Genomic DNA, 15,620 nt, shown 5'->3' with positions numbered 1-15,620 from the left:
AAACGCGTCAACCGCCCCCCAGCATCCGCTTCAAAAACGGCGCCGTCACGCCCTTGCCTTGACGGCTGACGGACTCGGGGGGTCCTTCGGCGACGATGTGTCCGCCCTCTTCGCCTGCGCCGGGGCCCACGTCGATCATCCAGTCGCTGCCGGCGACCACGCGCAGGTCGTGTTCGACGACGACGACGGTGTTGCCGGCGTCGACCAGGCCGTGCAGTTGCGCCATCAGCTTATCCACATCCGCCGCGTGCAGGCCGGTGGTGGGTTCGTCCAGGACGTACAGCGTGTTGCCACGCTGACTGCGTTGCAGCTCGGTCGCCAGCTTGATGCGCTGCGCTTCGCCGCCAGACAATTCGGTAGCGGGCTGACCCAGGCGCAAATAGCCCAGGCCGATCTCGTGCAGCAGCGTCAGCGGACGGTGCACCACGGGTTCTTCTTTGAAGAAGGCCAGCGCCTCGTCGACGGTCATCGCCAGCACTTGCGCGATGTTGCGGCCGTTCCATTCGATCTCAAGCGTCTTGGCGTTGTAGCGGCTGCCATGGCACGTCGGGCATGGCGCGTAGACACTCGGCATGAACAGCAGTTCGACGTGGACGAAGCCTTCGCCCTCGCAGGTTTCGCAGCGGCCTTGCGTCACGTTGAACGAGAAGCGGCCGGCGCTGTAGCGGCGCGACTTGGCTTTCTTCGTCTCGGCGAACAGTTTGCGGACGTGGTCGAACAGGCCCGTGTAGGTCGCCAGATTCGAACGCGGCGTGCGGCCGATGGGTTTCTGATCCACGTTCACCAGCCGCTTGATCGCGTCAACGCCCGCGTCGATCCGGCCCGTCGTGCGCGCCACGCTGCCCGGTTGCGGCACGTCGCCTTCGGCGTCTTCGGCCACCGGTTCGTGGCCCAGATGTTCACCCACCAGTTCCACCAGCGCCTGGCTGACCAAGCTGGATTTGCCCGAGCCCGACACCCCCGTCACCGCCGTGAAGGCGCCCAACGGAAAACGCGCGTCGATGCCATGCAGGTTGTTGCGATGAATGCCACGCAACGACAACCATCCTGCGGGTTCGCGCGGCGTCTTGCGCACAGGAGCCGGCGCGCCAAACAAATAGCGCGCCGTGAGCGACGCGCCCACCTTGCGCAGGCCATCAGGCGGGCCGCTGTACAGCACTTGGCCGCCGTGCTGGCCCGCGCCGGGGCCCACGTCCACCAGCCAGTCCGCGCGGCGCAGCGTCTCCAGGTCGTGCTCGACGACAAAGAGCGTATTGCCCGCGGCCTTCAATTGATCCAGCGCGCGATGCAAGGCCTGCCCATCGGCAGGATGCAAGCCGGCCGAGGGCTCATCCAGCACATACACCACGCCAAACAGATTCGAGCGGATCTGCGTAGCCAGCCGCAAGCGTTGCAGTTCGCCCGGCGACAAGGTGGGCGTGGACCTGTCCATCGCCAGATAGCCCAGACCCAGCGCCTGCAAGGTGCCGATGCGCTCAACCAGATCTTGCGACAGCCGTTGCGCGGCGATGCGCTTTTCTGGCGACATATCCGGCTGATCGACGCTGCCTTGGGCGGCCGGCGTCAGGGCCTCTGCGATGCGGGTAAGCGGCAGTTGCGTCAGCGTGCCGATGTCCATGCCCGCGAAGGTCACCGACAAGGCCTCGCGTTTCAAGCGCCGCCCGCCACACACGGGGCAAGGCGTGCCGGTCAGAAAACGCGCCACGCGCTTTTTCATCATGGCGCTTTGCGTCGTCGCGAAGGTGTGCATCACATACCGGCGCGCACCGGTGTAGGTGCCCATGTAGCTGGGTTCCTGCTTGGCGCGCACGGCCGCGCGGGTCTCGGCGGGCGTGAAGCCGGCATAGACAGGCGCCGTCGGCTGCTCGTCGGTGTACAGAATCCAGTCGCGGTCTTTCTTGGGCAGGTCGCGCCACGGTTTGTCCACGTCGTAGCCCAGCGTGACCAGGATGTCGCGCAGGTTCTGTCCGTGCCAGGCGGGCGGCCAGGACGCAATGGCGCGCTCGCGGATGGTCAGCGACGGGTCGGGCACCATGGATTGCTCGGTCACGTCATACACATGGCCCAAGCCGTGGCAATTCGGGCAGGCGCCCTGCGGCGTGTTGGGCGAGAAGTCTTCCGCGTACAGCATGGGCTGACGCGCCGGGTAGGTGCCGGCGCGGGAATACAGCATGCGCAACATGCTGGACAGCGTCGTGATGCTGCCCACCGTCGACCGCACATTCGGCGTGCCGCGCTGCTGCTGCAAGGCCACGGCGGGCGGCAAGCCCTCGATGGCGTCAACGTCTGGCACACCCACCTGATCGATCAGGCGGCGAGCATACGGGGACAGGGACTCCAGGTAGCGCCGCTGCGCTTCGGCGTACAGCGTGCCGAACGCCAACGACGATTTGCCCGACCCGGATACCCCAGAGAACACGACGAGCGCGTCTCTCGGGATATCCACATCGACGTTCTTCAGGTTGTGTTCACGCGCGCCCCGGACGCGAATACAAGCGTCGGCGCGCAGTTTGGCGGAGTTCTTTCGCTGGCTCATGGAGCCATGATAATGGACGCGCCAGGGGCCGCTTTATGGCCGGTTGCCGGCCTTACCCCTGCCTCAGCGCCGCCACCGCCTCCGCTAGGTCCAGGTACCGGCGGCGCATCAGGGCATCGACCTGGTCGCGCGGGTCGCGGCTGTTCTTGTCAGGTTCGTCCAGATTCGCCGCTTTGAACAGCGGCAACAAATCACGCGTGAACGAATCCACCGTTGGGTTAACGGTGTGGTCCACCAGCTCGCCTTGCACATACTTCGACACTTGCATGGACAGGTTGCGCGTCTGGCTCAACGTTGCCGACGCCAACACGCCACGCTCAAAGCGAAGGTCCGTCTGACTGCGGGTAGTGTCATCAATCTGATAGTAAAGATAGTTCTGTGACGACTTGTCCGTCGTTAGCGCCAACTTCACATCGGGTGTCAATGATCGATGGAAACTGGCCTTCAGCGATGACTGCTGATCCTGCGACACGACCTGATTCCAACGGGCCTGGCCCGCGACACGGCTATTCTGCGATACCTGAAACGAGAATCCGTCGACCTCTTCGCGGCGCCCCGGATTGATCGCTTGCGTGACCTGCTTGATGGACGCCGAAAAGTCCGCCAGCCCGGACAACAGGCTGCGATGCGCATCCGACGACGGCACGCGAACGACGGTGCCCTCCGGTTGCGAACGCTGCGCCTGCGCCGCGCCTCTGCTGTGCACGGTGGCAAACGCGTCCTTGAACAACGACATCAACGCGGCGTCGCCGTCGCCACGGCTGCGGGCGGCGTCGAATTGCTGCAGATATTTGTTGACCGCCGCCGCCTGTTGTTCCGCCGTGCCGAAGGTGGCGGCCTTGGTCAGGTCTGCGCTGACCTTGATGTCTCCGTCTGGCCCCGACACCATCAGCGACCGTTGCGTGCTGTCAGCCAGAAATTCAATGGTCTGCACCGCCAAGCCGTTGGCTTGCGTGGTCGCGCGCAGATTGACCGACGACAGCAAGGACGTATCCATGTCCGCCAGACCCGCCAGCGCCAGACGGGGAGGCACCTGAGCCAAGCCGTCCAGCGCGTCCTGGAACGCGCCAGACAAATTCGCGATCGCATTGCGCTCATCTTCAGTCAGCGCGCCTTCGGTCACGTCGATCTGCACCGCCATGCCTTCGGCGCCGCTCTTGAGCGTGATATCGACCTTGGCGCCGCTGGCCGTGGTCATTTGAAGCGACACCGTATTGGTTGCCTGCAACGACGCCGCCGAAGCCGTGCCCGATACGCCTTGCGCCTGCACGTCCTGGCGCGCCGGCGCCCATTGAGAATAGTTGCCGCCTTCAGTGCGAAACCGGCTCAGCAGCGCCACGCCCACACCCGAGAATGGGTTGCCGGCGCCGCGCGACGCCACATTCCTGGCCATCACCACCGAGACGGCGTCGTTGACCGCCCCCGTCTCCGTATACGTCGACGCGCTGGCGCCCGACGGGCTCTGGCCCAGCAACACCGAGGTAGATGCGGGCGCGATGCTCGGCACCTGAGGGGAGGCTGCGCGCGAAATGAGGGTGTCCGTACTGAGCGGGGTGACGCTCTGCACGCCTCCCAGTGAGCTGATGGTAGTCATGGCGGCGATGGAATCCTGGCGCTTGATGCAGTGCCCGGTTTAACGGCACGAAAGCCGAAAAGTTAAGGGGCGAGCGGGTTACGCCGATCCGATCAAACGCCGCGCTGATCCAAAAACGCGCCCACCGCCTCCAGCACAACGTCCTCGCGCTCGCGATGCGGCACGTGGCCGCATCCGGGCAACGGCAACATCGCCGACGGGCCGCCCGCCAGCGCCACCAGCTTTTCGGGATGGCGCATGGACCCGTACTCATCGTTTTCGCCATGGATGGCCAACAGCGGCACGGTCAGGCGCGGCAAGGTCGTGTCCAGATTCCAGCTGGCGAATTCCGCCGACAGCCAGGTCTGCACCCAGGCGTCCAGCACCCACTGCGCTTTCTCGCCGTGGTAACGCTTCAAGCGATCTAGCTGGGCGGGGTCGCGGAACTGCTCGCCGGCCACGCGGATGCCTTGCAGCGTGCGGTCTTCGACGAATTCCTGGGCAGATTCCGTAATGACGCCGATGCAGCGGCCGGGATACGCCGCCGCAATGGATACCGACATGCCGCCGCCCACGCTATGGCCAAACACGATAAAGCGGGTCAGCTTGAAATGGTCGACAAGTGCGGCGAAGGCGTCTTGCGCTTCGCTGGCGACAAAGTCCGGTAGCAGGCGGTGGGGGTTCGGGTCAGATTGGCCGAAGCCCAGCCGGTCATAGGCGATGACGGTGCGGCCGGTGGCCTGCGCCAGCTTGGCGGGAAAGTCGCGCCACAAGTCCACACTGCCCAGCGAGTCATGCAGCAGGATGATCGGGGCGCCCTCGCCTTGCGGCGAACCCGGCCAGCGCCGGGCGTGGACCCGGCCGTGGGCGGTCGGGATCAGCGTGTCTTCAGGCGCGCGAGCGGCGGGGTCGGCCATCATTCATCCTCTGTTCAGTCCATGGGCTTCGCAGATTCTGCTGCCTTCCGGGCTGGCAGGCAACTGCCGCCCGGATGACGCGATGGCCGCGCCAGTCAGTACGCCGAGGCGGTCTGCGGCAGGGCCAGCATTTTCTGGCCTGCCGCGTGCGTGTCGCCACGCAGCTTGAACAGGCCCACCGTGTCGGCCAGCACACGTGCCTGGTCGCTCAGCATGGCGGACGCCGCGGCAGATTCCTCCACCAGCGCCGCGTTCTGCTGCGTGGCCTGGTCCATGTCAGCCACGCTGCGGTCGATCTGGCTGATGCCCACGCTTTGCTCCGTCATCGCGCCGTGGATTTCGGTGACCAGGCGCTGCACGCGGGCGATGCCGTCCACGATCTCGCCCATGGTCGAACCCGCAGCCTGCACGCGTTCGGTACCGCTCTTGACGTTCTCGACCGACGCCTGGATCAGCGTGCGGATTTCCTGCGCGGACGCCGCGCTGCGTTGGGCCAGCGTGCGCACCTCGCCCGCCACCACCGCAAAGCCGCGGCCCTGCTCACCCGCGCGCGCGGCTTCCACCGCGGCGTTCAGCGCCAGGATGTTGGTCTGGAAGGCGATGCTGTCGATCACGCTGATGATTTCGGTGATGCGTTGCGACGACTGCGAAATGGCGCTCATCGTCGTCACGGCATCCGTCACCACCTTGCCGCCGCGTTCAGCAGCCGAGCTGGCTTCGGTGGCCAGACGCGTGGCGTGTTCGGCGGCTTCTTCGGTCTGGCGCACGCTGGAGGTCAGCTGCGTCAACGCAGATGACGTTTCCTGCAAGGAGCCTGCCGACGTTTCGGTACGCTGCGACAAGTCGCGGTTGCCCATGTCGATTTCGCTGGTAGCGGCCGACATCGAGTGCACGCCCGACCGCACTTCCAACATCACATGGCTGATTTTGTCGACAAACGCGTTGAACGACGCCGAGATCTGCGCCACTTCGTCATGGCCCACCACCTCCAGCCGGTGCGTCATGTCGCCGTCACCCGAGCCGATGGTGTCCATGGCGTCGCGCACGGCCGACAGGCGCTTGAACGCGCGAGACGTCGCCACGCTGGAGATCGCCACAGCGGCCAGCGTCAGCACCACCAGCGAAATCAGCGTGGCGTTCAGCACTTGCGTGAGGCCGGCCGTGGCTTCGGCGCGGTCCAGCGCAATCACGAGCGACCAGTCGGTGCCGGGAATCTGGCGCGCCTTGATCAGTTTCGGCACGCCATCCAGCGCCACCGTGATCGGTTCCGCGCCGTCATGCGCCATGGCGGCAAGCGCGGCGGGCGTGAGCTCCGGGGCCACGTCGGTGGACGGCTTCAACGCCAGCTTGTCGTTCACATGCGAAATGACCTGCCCGTCGGTCGCCACCACAAACGCCAGGCTGGACGGCGTGGGACGAATGGCGCGGATGATGCTCTGGATGCCGTCCAGCGGCACGGCGCCGCTCAGCACACCGGTCGTCTGGCCGCCACGAATCATCGGCGCGGTGAAGGCCACGTAGAGCTTGCCCGAGGCGGAATCGCCATAGGGCTTGGTGACGGTGAGCTTGCCTGCCGCCACGGCGCTCTTGTACCAGGGGCGGGCCGTGGGGTCATAGTCGGCTGCGACCTGCGTGGTCGAGAAAAACGTCTTGTCGGACCAGCCGACGGTGGAAATCGGGAAGCCGTTGGTTTCGCCCATCAGCTTGGTGAAGCCGCGGGGGTCGCCCTTTTCAATGGCGGCGGCGGTGGCGGAGACCGCTTGGGCCTTGTCCGCCGACCAGCGTTCGATCGCGCTGGCATTGCCGGCGGCGATGGCGTCCAGGTTGCCGGAAATCGTCGCCATCATATTGCTGCGCACGATCTGGTAGGTGGTTATCCCCGAAAGAACCAGCGCGCCCACCACGGTAAAGCACGAGATCAATAGAATTCGGTTGCGCAACGACGTAATTTTCATGCCTGCCTTCTTAACCTGCTTTCGTACAGCCCCCGCCCACGCCGAACGGCGCGGGTATCTGGTCCGCCCAGAAAACCGGCGGCCACGATGGACTTACGGCATACGCGGCGCGGACTTTAGGGGTAAACACCAATTCCGGGCGTCAAATACCCAGTTCAAGGGATATCCGGGCGCGCGCGCCGACGGCACAATTAGAATCGGTCAATCCTGGCCCTCTTTCCGCCTTATCTCCTATGTCCGCCTCTCCCCTTGCCTCCGAATTGACGCTGCCCGCTCCGGTGCTGCTGGTGGAGGACGAACCGCTGGTCTGCCGCCGGCTAGAAGGGCTGCTGCTGCAGCTGGGCTATCAGGCTGACGCCTTGATCTTCGCGGGTTCGCTGGCCGAAGCGCGCGCCTGCCTGGCCAGCCAGCCGGTCGCCTTGGCGCTGGTGGACCTGGGGCTGCCCGACGGCAGCGGCATCGAACTCATCGCCGACATGCACGCCGCCGACCCCGGCTTGGCCATCCTGGTCATTTCCGCCTGGTGCACCGAAGACGCCATCCTGGCCGCGCTGCGGGCCGGCGCCACGGGGTATGTGTTGAAGGAACGCGACGACATGGAGGTCTCGCTGTCGCTGCGCAGCGTGCTGCGCGGCGGTGCCCCTATCGACCCCTTCGTGGCCCGCCGCATCATCGACGAGTTGCGGCCCCGGCCCACGGAGCAGACTGGCACGGCAAGCGGTGAGATACTTAGCCCCCGCGAAAGCCAGATTCTTCGTCTGGTGGCTGAAGGTCTGGCCAACCGCGAAATCGCCGAACAGCTGTTCCTGTCGCGCTACACCGTCGAATGCCACATCAAGCACATCTACCGCAAACTGGCTGTCTCCTCGCGCACGCGAGCGATCCACGCCGCGCGTACGCGTGGCTTGCTGGACTAAGCGCAACGGCGTGGTGGGCTGGACGATGCGCAACAACGCGGTTTGCTGGACGATGCGCTACTGCGTGGTTTGCTGGACTGAAATGGTGGCTGGCCTGCTGGCTGGTGTTGTGCGTCGCACCGGCCTTTGCTTCCGCTTCAAGCCCCGCCTCAGCGCCCACACTTGATCCCACTTCCGCCGCATGCACCGTTCAGGTGCTGTCGGTCTCGGCTGCAAAGCCCACCCCCGATGGCGGCCGGCCGCCTTCCGCCGACTGGGTGCCGGTCACGCTACCGGACGACTGGAACCTGCGCTGGCCTGGCTATAGCGGATCGGTCTGGTATCGCATCGACTGGCAACAGGCCTGCGCGGGCGGCCGCCCCGGCCCCGTCGGCCTGACGCTGAAATCGGTTGTGATGGCGGGTGAAGTCTTCGTGAACGATGACTTGATCTGGAGCGACCCTCAGCTGGTGGAACCGCTGACGCGCAGCTGGAACATGCCGCGTTACTGGCGCCTGCCAGACAGCATCGTGCGCGACGGCGTGAACACGTTGTGGGTGCGCGTGACGGGCCTTGCGCAGCAGACGCCCGGGCTGGGCCCGGTGTATCTGGGCGATGCACGCGCCATGCAGGCCATTCAGGAAGATTTGTGGTGGCGCAACCGTTCGCTGTTCATCCTGAACGTGATTGTTTCGAGCGTGTTGGGCGGGTTGTTCTTCTGCATCTGGGTGGTCCGGCGCGAACAGACGACGTATGGCTGGTACGCGCTGATGTCACTGTTCTGGGTGCTGTTCATCTGCAATGTGCTGTTGACCAGCCCCTGGCCCTTTCCGGACACGCTGTCGCTGGCGCGCGCCAACATCATGGCGCTGGTGATGTACGTGCCGTGTTTCTGCCTGTTCACCTGGCGCTTTGGCGAACAACGGTTGCCGCGCATCGAACGGGCGCTGTGGGTGTTGACCGCAGCGCTGCTGGTCATGATGGTGGTCACGCCCGACGACGCGCTGCCCACCGCGCTAAGCGTAGGCGTGCTGGTGCCCGCCGCCATCTTCCTGATCAACTGCCTGCAATTTCCCGTGCATGCGTGGCGGACGCGCCGCCCCGAACACATCATGCTGGCCGCCTGCTTGCTGGTGTTTTTTGTGCTCTGCCTGCACGATCTGCTGCAGATGCTGAACCTGACCGCTCCGAGCCAGTCCTCCACGCCCTACTCCAGCGTCGTGGTCACGCTGTGCATGTCGGCCATCCTGGGCTTGCGTCACGCGCGCAACGTGCGGCAAATCGAACGCTTCAACCAGGAGCTGGCCGACGCCATCTTCCAGGCGCGCCATGAACTGGCCACCACGCTGGAACGCGAACACACGCTGGCCATGGCCAACACGCGCCTGCACGAACGGCTGCAAATTGCGCACGATCTGCATGACGGGCTGGGCGGCTCGCTGGTGCGCATGATGGCCATGGTGGAACAGGCCGACCGGCCGTTGCAAGGCCAACAATTCCTGTCCATGTTGAAGCTGCTGCGCGATGACTTGCGCCAGACCATCGACAGCGGTTCCAGCGCAGGCGTCAAGGTGCCGGCGACGCCGCAGGAATGGGCCGCGCCCCTGCGCCACCGCTTCGTGCAGCTGTTCGACGAGCTCGACCTGGATTCCCGCTGGCAATTCCCGCCGCAATGGCGCACGCCCCCGAATCCGCTGCAATGCCTGGCGTTGACGCGCCTGGTGGAAGAAGCGCTGACCAACGTCGTCAAGCACAGCCGCGCCCGCCGCGTGGCGCTGCACCTGCATCAACCCGAACCCGACCGCCTGGAACTGCGCATTGAAGACGATGGCGCGGGCTTCGATGTGGCGGCGGTGCGGCAGGCGGGCGTCAGCGTGGGCATGCGCAGCATGCACGCCCGCATCGCTCGCGTACACGGCACGCTGGACATCGTGTCGGCGCCGGGCCGGACGGTACTGACCGCCGTATTGCAACTGCGTCCCGCCGCAGCGCAATCGGCCTGAACGGAGCCCCATAGACCTGTGCAGACCGACCTCGGCTCGTCTTCTTCCGCGCCCCCGCCCGCCTCAACCTACGGCGCCCGCATCTTGCAGGTGCAGATTGATGCGCTGCGCCGAAGCTTTCCCTTTGCGCTGGCGGGCTCGCTGATCACCGCCTGCTTTTCGGCCTATGCGCTGCACGACGTATTGCCCTTGCACGAAGTGCTGTGGTGGATCGCTGCCACGCTGGCCGTCGGCATCCTGCGCACGGCGGCTGTGATCGCCTACGACCGCCACCGCACCGACCCCACGGCCGCGGCGCGCTGGGTGCGGCGCATGCTGATCGGCAACCTGTGCTCGGGCATCCTCTGGGGCCTGCCGTTTGCGTACTGGACCTTCTTCGTCCCGCTGGAATATCAGCTGTTCTTCATCGTGCTGTTGTTTGGCCTGGGCACGGGCGCCATCTATTCGAACTACATGCTGCTGCCGGTCATGTACGCATTCGAGATCCCCGCCTTTGCGCCCATGTTCATTGCGCTGGCGGTGCAGCCGTCGGCCATCCACCTGGCGTTGGTGACGAGCGGGCTGGCGTATCTGGTCGCCACGCTGGCCTTCATCCATCGCATGAATCGCACGCACCTGGACGCGTTGCGGCTGGGCTACGAAAACCTGGCGCTGCTGGATCAGGTGCGGCAAGAAAAGACCGCGGCCGAACGCAGCGACCTGGAAAAATCCCGTTTCCTGGCCGCCGCCAGCCACGATCTGCGCCAACCCGTGCACGCCGTCAATCTGTTTCTGGGCCTGCTGACGAGCGAGCCGCTGTCGCGCCACGGCCGCTATCTGGTGGACAACATCGCCAGCGCAATTTCCGCGATGGGCCATCTGTTTGACGCGCTGTTGAACCTGTCGCGGCTGGACGCAGGGGTGATTGAAGCGCGCCGGGAAGCATTTCCGTTGATCCCGCTGCTGGATCAGCTGCGCGCGGAATATGCGCCGCAAGCCCGCGAAAAAGGCATGTCGCTGCGCGTGCGCGGCAGCGCGGCCTATGTGTGGTCAGACCCGGTGCTGCTGGAACGCGTGCTGCGCAACCTGATCAGCAACGCCATCACGCATGCGTCCGGCAGCCGCGTGCTGGTCGGCTGCCGCCGGGCCGCCGGCCAGTTGCGGCTGGAGGTGTGGGACAACGGCAAAGGCATCCCCAACGCGGAACGTGAACGCGTGTTCTGGGAATTCCATCAGCTGGGTAACCCCGAGCGCGACCGCAGCAAGGGCCTGGGGCTGGGGCTGGCCATCGTGCGCCGCACCGCGCGGCTGCTGGGCCATGCGCTGGCGATGCGCTCTGAAGACGGCCGGGGCACCGTGTTCACGGTGACTGTGCCGCTTGCCAACGCCGATCAGGCCGGCGTGCCGGACGCGGCCACATTGCCCGCCCACCCGCACGTGGAAGGCGACGGCGCCAGCCTGCACGGCCAACTGGCGCTGCTGGTGGACGACGATGCGCAGAACCTTGCCGGCCTGACGATGTTGTTCGAAAGCTGGGGCTGCCGCGTCATTGCCGCCACCAGCGGCAACGCCTTGTTCGATAGCGTGCTGCCGCTGGCCGAACGCCCGGCGCTGATCGTCAGCGACTACCGCTTGCGCGACCACGAAACCGGTATCCACGTCATCGAGCGGCTGCGCGAGGAATACAACGACCCGGAGCTGCCTGCGCTGCTGGTCAGCGGCGACACCGACCCGGCGCGCCTTGCCGAAGCCGCCGCGCGCGGCATTCCGCTGCTGCACAAGCCGGTGTCCGTGCCGGCATTGCGTGAGCGCGTGGCCAGCCTGTTGCAGGCCGCACGCACGTAATGGAGGTGTGCAAAGAAGGGGGGGTGCAAAGAAGGGGTGTGCAAAGAAGGCGCGCGCCGAGCGGATCACCTGTCTAGCGGCCCTTGACTGGCCCGATCCGCAGGCGCACGCAGCGCCACGCGCAAACACCCGTAGGCGATGGACGCCAACAACAGCACGCCGAAGATTTCGATGGCCACGTTGACGGAATACCAGACGGGTTCTACCGCCACGCGCGCGACGTTCGTACTATGCGAAAAGCGGCTGCCACTGGTGACCAGGCGCCCGCTGAACAAGCCGCTTAACACCGCAAGCACGTTGTTGACCGCCACCAGGCCGAAGAACACGCCGACCAGACCCAGCGTGACACGCAGCGGCATCGAGATCGGCGGCGGCTCGGACGCCAATGCGGATTCGGCCGATGGCGGCAACGCCTGGTGCTTCGTGGTCTGCGTGCGGGATTTTCCGGCAACCATTCCGGGGGATTTTCCGCGCGGCTTCTGCTTTTGCATCAGCTGTTGCCACGCCGCCGGGTCCGCGACCGCCTCCGGCCAGGGCTTGCCGAAATAGTCCGACAGCGCGGCAAGATAATCATCGGCCCGCTTCGACCCGGGCTTGAGCAGCCCCGATTGAAAGCTAAGCGGGTGCGGCTCGCCGTGCTGATCCACCAGCACCGGCTCAAGATGAACCTGCTCGCCAGCCTTGCCCCGCCGCAAGAACAAGCCGCGCACGCCTTCCAGCGAAAACGTATCGGCAACGCGCCGGCGCAGGCCAAAGACATTTCGGGTGATCCGCCAGCCGCGTTGGTCCGGCCGCGACAGCAACAACGATTCACGCACCGGCCACAACCACAGGCCCGCAGGCCCCGCAATGCTCAGCATGGCCAGGCCCAGCATCGCAATGGCTTGCGCCAGGGCGGGCTTGCCATTCAGATTGGCAAAGGGATGGCTGCCCGCCAACAGGTCAGCGGCAAAACCCGCCGGTATGCCCATCAGCGTCACACAGACGATGACCAGCAGCGCGATCATGGGCCGTTGCCGCAGGTGCACGCGCATCACACCCGGGGCGGGCGCATCGATTCGATAAGAGATCAGCGTGTCGGTCATCGAAGACAAAGCCGGTTCGGCGCAATCGGAAACCCTGTTTTTACACTAGTTCAGGTGACCTGATTTTGGCGCCGCACGCATTACACTCAAGCTCTTTTCCTACAGACAGGCCGCCCCTTTGCGCGCATCCGCTGACATCATCGAAGGCCCCATCGACAAACTGCGCGTGGCGGTGCCCGCCATTCGCGGCAATGTTCACTTGCGCGTGAACGGTGTGCCCGTGTTTGGCGTCATCCAGGAAGCGCCCGTGGTCCATACGCTGCGCCGGGTGCACGAAACAGGCCGGCCGGCGTTTGTCGGCGTCATTCAGGATGAACATGGCAAGCGCCATTTCAGCTGGCTGATCACGCCGCAAGGCCCTGGCGTGCCGCCGCGGTATTACCGCGACGAGTGGCGCCGTGGCGGCCGTCAGATCGGTATCGGGGCGATTGTCACCGCGGTTGCGCTGGCAAGCGCGTGGCTGCTGGGCGTGTCTTCGTTTCCACGCACCTTGCTGATGACGCTGGCGCTGGCGGTGGCGCTGGTCGCGCTGCTGTTGTCCGGCCTGAGCGCCTATGGCCTGTGGAGCGCCCTGCGCCATCGCCGCGCCATTTTGCAAAGCGAAGCGCAATACCGTCAATGCGCGCAGACCTATTCGCCAGGAAGCCATGTCCGCTGACCTGCCGTCCATCCAACGCATCAGCGGCACGCTGCATGCCTTGACGCACGAGGCGCACGTCGGCGCCAACAAACGGCCCAGCTACGGCATCTACCGTTTTCTGATCGGGCATCAGCCCTATGTGATGTACGCGGGCGAGAACTTTGGCAATGCGTTGCCTTTTCTGGCCGAAGGCGACCAGGTCGAGATCGCCGCACACGACGCGCCGCTTGCCAGCGACGATCCGCACCGGCTCGTCTATGCGATGCGCAATCTGGAAGACGACCGGGTCTATGTCAGCCACCGTGTCTTCCGATTCCTGCATACCGACATCGGACCGGTGGGCGTGGGGCCGGGCCAGCGCACGCCGATGCTGAAACTGATCGGCTGGCTGCTGCTGATTACGTGGCTGATCTTCGTGGGCATCGTCTACACCACAGGCACGCCGCAGACGCTGGCGGAACTGCCCGAACTGGCCACCGTCATTGGCGGCGGCATGCTGATCGTGTGGCTCGTCTTCGCCCTGCCCTTGCTGTTCCTGGACACCCGCTGGCGGCTGGGCAAGCCCACGCGGCGCCAGCGCATCCTGGACCGCGTGTACGCCACCTTGAACCTGGGCACGCCGTTCGCGCCCACTGCGCGCATCGAAGAACTGTAGACGTTCAGAAGTCGAACAGCGCTGGCAACGGCAGCGTCAGCGTATTGCCGGCGTTGAACGCCACTGCCAGGAAGATCAACGCTTTCAGCGCGCGCCGCAATACAGAGTCTCGATGGGGAGGTGGAGGGCTTTGTCAAATGGCCCCCGGCCCTTCCTCCCCACCGCTAAGGACACTCCCTTGCGGGAAGCCGAACCCTTCTTGGATCACCCCTCCGGCCGGCACAGGAACGCCTGCAATGTCTTTGAAAAGTCGAGCATGGCTGCATCATGACGGTCACACAGCAATGCGAATATTTCCTCAGACGAAAGGATCTTTTCGCGAATGACATATTTGTACAGCGCTTTTGGCCCTTGCATTTTCACCGCGACACTTGGCAGGCAAGCGAATCTCTCATGCTCTGTCCAAAGCGCCTTCTCCACGCTCTCCAAGGGGATGCAGTACACATTTTTCGATTGAGAGAACTTGGTTGATTGCTGGTCTCCGTCCAGAATGGAAATCACATCCTGTGACGGCCCAAGAAATTCCTCTTGCTCGTTTCGGATCATGAGGTCCACGACCTGATAAGCACCACCGACATCGATCAGGTGATAGCTATAAAACGAAGGCGGACAATACCTGCGAATCAGATATTCCAGGAACGCTTTCAAGACAGGGTCTTCCGTCAGGATGTATCGATCACGTCCCGAGAAGCCGAACATCAGGCTCTTCACATAGCTGAAAGACGTCTTCGAAAAAGTAACCTCGTGGGCCGCCCGATCCATATACAGCAACTCATCGCTTCCCAGCGTTTGCATCATCGCAAGCGAATGGCTGGTGACCACAATATTCACACCGTGCTGTGCGCACAGCTCTCGAAGCTCTGCGGCAAGTCTCGCCTGCGCCCGGGCATCCAGGGAAATGTCGATCTCATCCACTACAAGAAGCCGCGCGCCCTTCCTTACCTTGCGAAAAAGGCTGATCAGGGAGTACTCCCCGGAACTGAAATAGTCCTCCCGCAAATAGCGCCCATCGGGCAAGAGCACACAACAGCAGGACCCGCCCCGCAATTCGATTTCAACGAACGCATCAAAGCGCCGTTCGCCGTAGATCCTCGTCAGAAATGCGATAAGTTCCACGGGGACTCGATAGTCTCCCAAAATTATCGCTCTTCGGATCTCATGGTCCGACTCACTGAGTGTGCGAAAGAAATTGAAGCGGTGCCCGTAGGGCATTGGCAACTCTACTAAAACCTGGGCCTTCAGCGCAGCCGGCACGGGTACCCTGGTGTTCAACATGCGCAGGCTTTCATCGTAGGTAAACAGAAACTCCTGTTCACCAAAGCGATAGAGCACCCTACTATCGCGTTGCACGATGCCTTCAGGGGCCGTCCTGGCGAGCGTGTCCGACAGCGTGAAATTGAGGATCGATTTGACTAAGGTGGTTTTTCCCGAACCGCTTTTCCCGACGATGCACAACAGTTGATTGCGTTCAAGGTCGATCTCAAATCGAAGCGCTTTAATTGGGCGAACTTCCACCATCTCCACGACGAACTGCAT

General features: G+C 64.3%; 11 protein-coding genes. 5 read left to right on the top strand and 6 right to left on the bottom strand.

Annotated features, from left to right (window positions below):
• Positions 1–7: 7 nt before the first annotated feature.
• From uvrA to AC1DSJ_RS17735, 4 genes are all read right to left on the bottom strand, one after another.
• Positions 8–2,536: an excinuclease ABC subunit UvrA gene (gene uvrA, locus AC1DSJ_RS17750; protein ID WP_441371901.1), complete on the bottom strand. Its 2,529-nt coding sequence runs from the start codon at positions 2,534–2,536 to the stop codon at positions 8–10.
• Between the two features lie 52 nt (positions 2,537–2,588).
• Positions 2,589–4,130, bottom strand: a complete 1,542-nt coding sequence (locus AC1DSJ_RS17745; RefSeq protein WP_441371900.1) for a hypothetical protein — start codon at positions 4,128–4,130, stop codon at positions 2,589–2,591.
• A gap of 92 nt (positions 4,131–4,222) precedes the next feature.
• Positions 4,223–5,029 (bottom strand): alpha/beta fold hydrolase, encoded by an 807-nt coding sequence (locus AC1DSJ_RS17740; RefSeq protein WP_441371899.1) that lies wholly within the window; start codon positions 5,027–5,029, stop codon positions 4,223–4,225.
• Positions 5,030–5,121: 92 nt separating this feature from the next.
• Positions 5,122–6,981: a methyl-accepting chemotaxis protein gene (locus AC1DSJ_RS17735; protein ID WP_054422813.1), complete on the bottom strand. Its 1,860-nt coding sequence runs from the start codon at positions 6,979–6,981 to the stop codon at positions 5,122–5,124.
• Positions 6,982–7,214: 233 nt separating this feature from the next.
• Here AC1DSJ_RS17735 and AC1DSJ_RS17730 point away from each other — a divergent pair, with 233 nt between their 5' ends.
• The 3 genes from AC1DSJ_RS17730 (at position 7,215) to AC1DSJ_RS17720 (ending at position 11,704) form a co-directional block, all read left to right on the top strand.
• The gene (locus tag AC1DSJ_RS17730; protein WP_054422817.1) at positions 7,215–7,898 is read left to right on the top strand and encodes a LuxR C-terminal-related transcriptional regulator; all 684 of its coding nucleotides are present in this window, start codon (positions 7,215–7,217) and stop codon (positions 7,896–7,898) included.
• A gap of 194 nt (positions 7,899–8,092) precedes the next feature.
• Entirely contained in the window at positions 8,093–9,880 is a 1,788-nt protein-coding gene (locus AC1DSJ_RS17725) for a sensor histidine kinase (RefSeq protein WP_441371898.1), read from the top strand.
• Positions 9,881–9,898: 18 nt separating this feature from the next.
• Positions 9,899–11,704 carry an ATP-binding response regulator gene (locus AC1DSJ_RS17720; protein WP_441371897.1) on the top strand — a complete coding sequence of 602 codons (1,806 nt, stop codon included), beginning with the start codon at positions 9,899–9,901 and terminating at the stop codon, positions 11,702–11,704.
• Positions 11,705–11,769: 65 nt separating this feature from the next.
• Here the strand turns inward: AC1DSJ_RS17720 and AC1DSJ_RS17715 are convergent, their stop codons facing one another.
• Positions 11,770–12,798, bottom strand: a complete 1,029-nt coding sequence (locus AC1DSJ_RS17715) for a hypothetical protein (protein ID WP_441371896.1) — start codon at positions 12,796–12,798, stop codon at positions 11,770–11,772.
• A 109-nt stretch (positions 12,799–12,907) separates the two neighbouring features.
• Between AC1DSJ_RS17715 and AC1DSJ_RS17710 the strand changes: the two genes are divergently transcribed.
• Both AC1DSJ_RS17710 and AC1DSJ_RS17705 read left to right on the top strand, forming a co-directional pair.
• On the top strand, positions 12,908–13,447 hold the full coding sequence (locus AC1DSJ_RS17710) for a hypothetical protein (protein WP_441371895.1): 540 nt from the start codon (positions 12,908–12,910) through the stop codon (positions 13,445–13,447).
• On the top strand, positions 13,437–14,084 hold the full coding sequence (locus tag AC1DSJ_RS17705; RefSeq protein ID WP_441371894.1) for a hypothetical protein: 648 nt from the start codon (positions 13,437–13,439) through the stop codon (positions 14,082–14,084). Before AC1DSJ_RS17710 ends, AC1DSJ_RS17705 begins: the two co-directional genes overlap by 11 nt.
• A gap of 204 nt (positions 14,085–14,288) precedes the next feature.
• Here the strand turns inward: AC1DSJ_RS17705 and AC1DSJ_RS17700 are convergent, their stop codons facing one another.
• A complete protein-coding gene (locus AC1DSJ_RS17700; RefSeq protein ID WP_441371893.1) occupies positions 14,289–15,620 on the bottom strand; it encodes an AAA family ATPase in 1,332 nt (443 codons plus the stop codon).

Source organism: Achromobacter sp. 01N37, from assembly GCF_056399725.1.
This window is presented reverse-complemented; position numbering and strand designations above follow the sequence as displayed.

Coding starts and splice junctions, on each gene's coding strand:
- AC1DSJ_RS17700 (WP_441371893.1), bottom strand. CDS start 15,620: ATGCAGTTCGTCGTGGAGATGGTGGAAGTTCGCCCAATTAAAGCGCTT.
- AC1DSJ_RS17735 (WP_054422813.1), bottom strand. CDS start 6,981: ATGAAAATTACGTCGTTGCGCAACCGAATTCTATTGATCTCGTGCTTT.
- AC1DSJ_RS17730 (WP_054422817.1), top strand. CDS start 7,215: ATGTCCGCCTCTCCCCTTGCCTCCGAATTGACGCTGCCCGCTCCGGTG.
- AC1DSJ_RS17745 (WP_441371900.1), bottom strand. CDS start 4,130: ATGACTACCATCAGCTCACTGGGAGGCGTGCAGAGCGTCACCCCGCTC.
- AC1DSJ_RS17705 (WP_441371894.1), top strand. CDS start 13,437: ATGTCCGCTGACCTGCCGTCCATCCAACGCATCAGCGGCACGCTGCAT.
- uvrA (WP_441371901.1), bottom strand. CDS start 2,536: ATGAGCCAGCGAAAGAACTCCGCCAAACTGCGCGCCGACGCTTGTATT.
- AC1DSJ_RS17740 (WP_441371899.1), bottom strand. CDS start 5,029: ATGATGGCCGACCCCGCCGCTCGCGCGCCTGAAGACACGCTGATCCCG.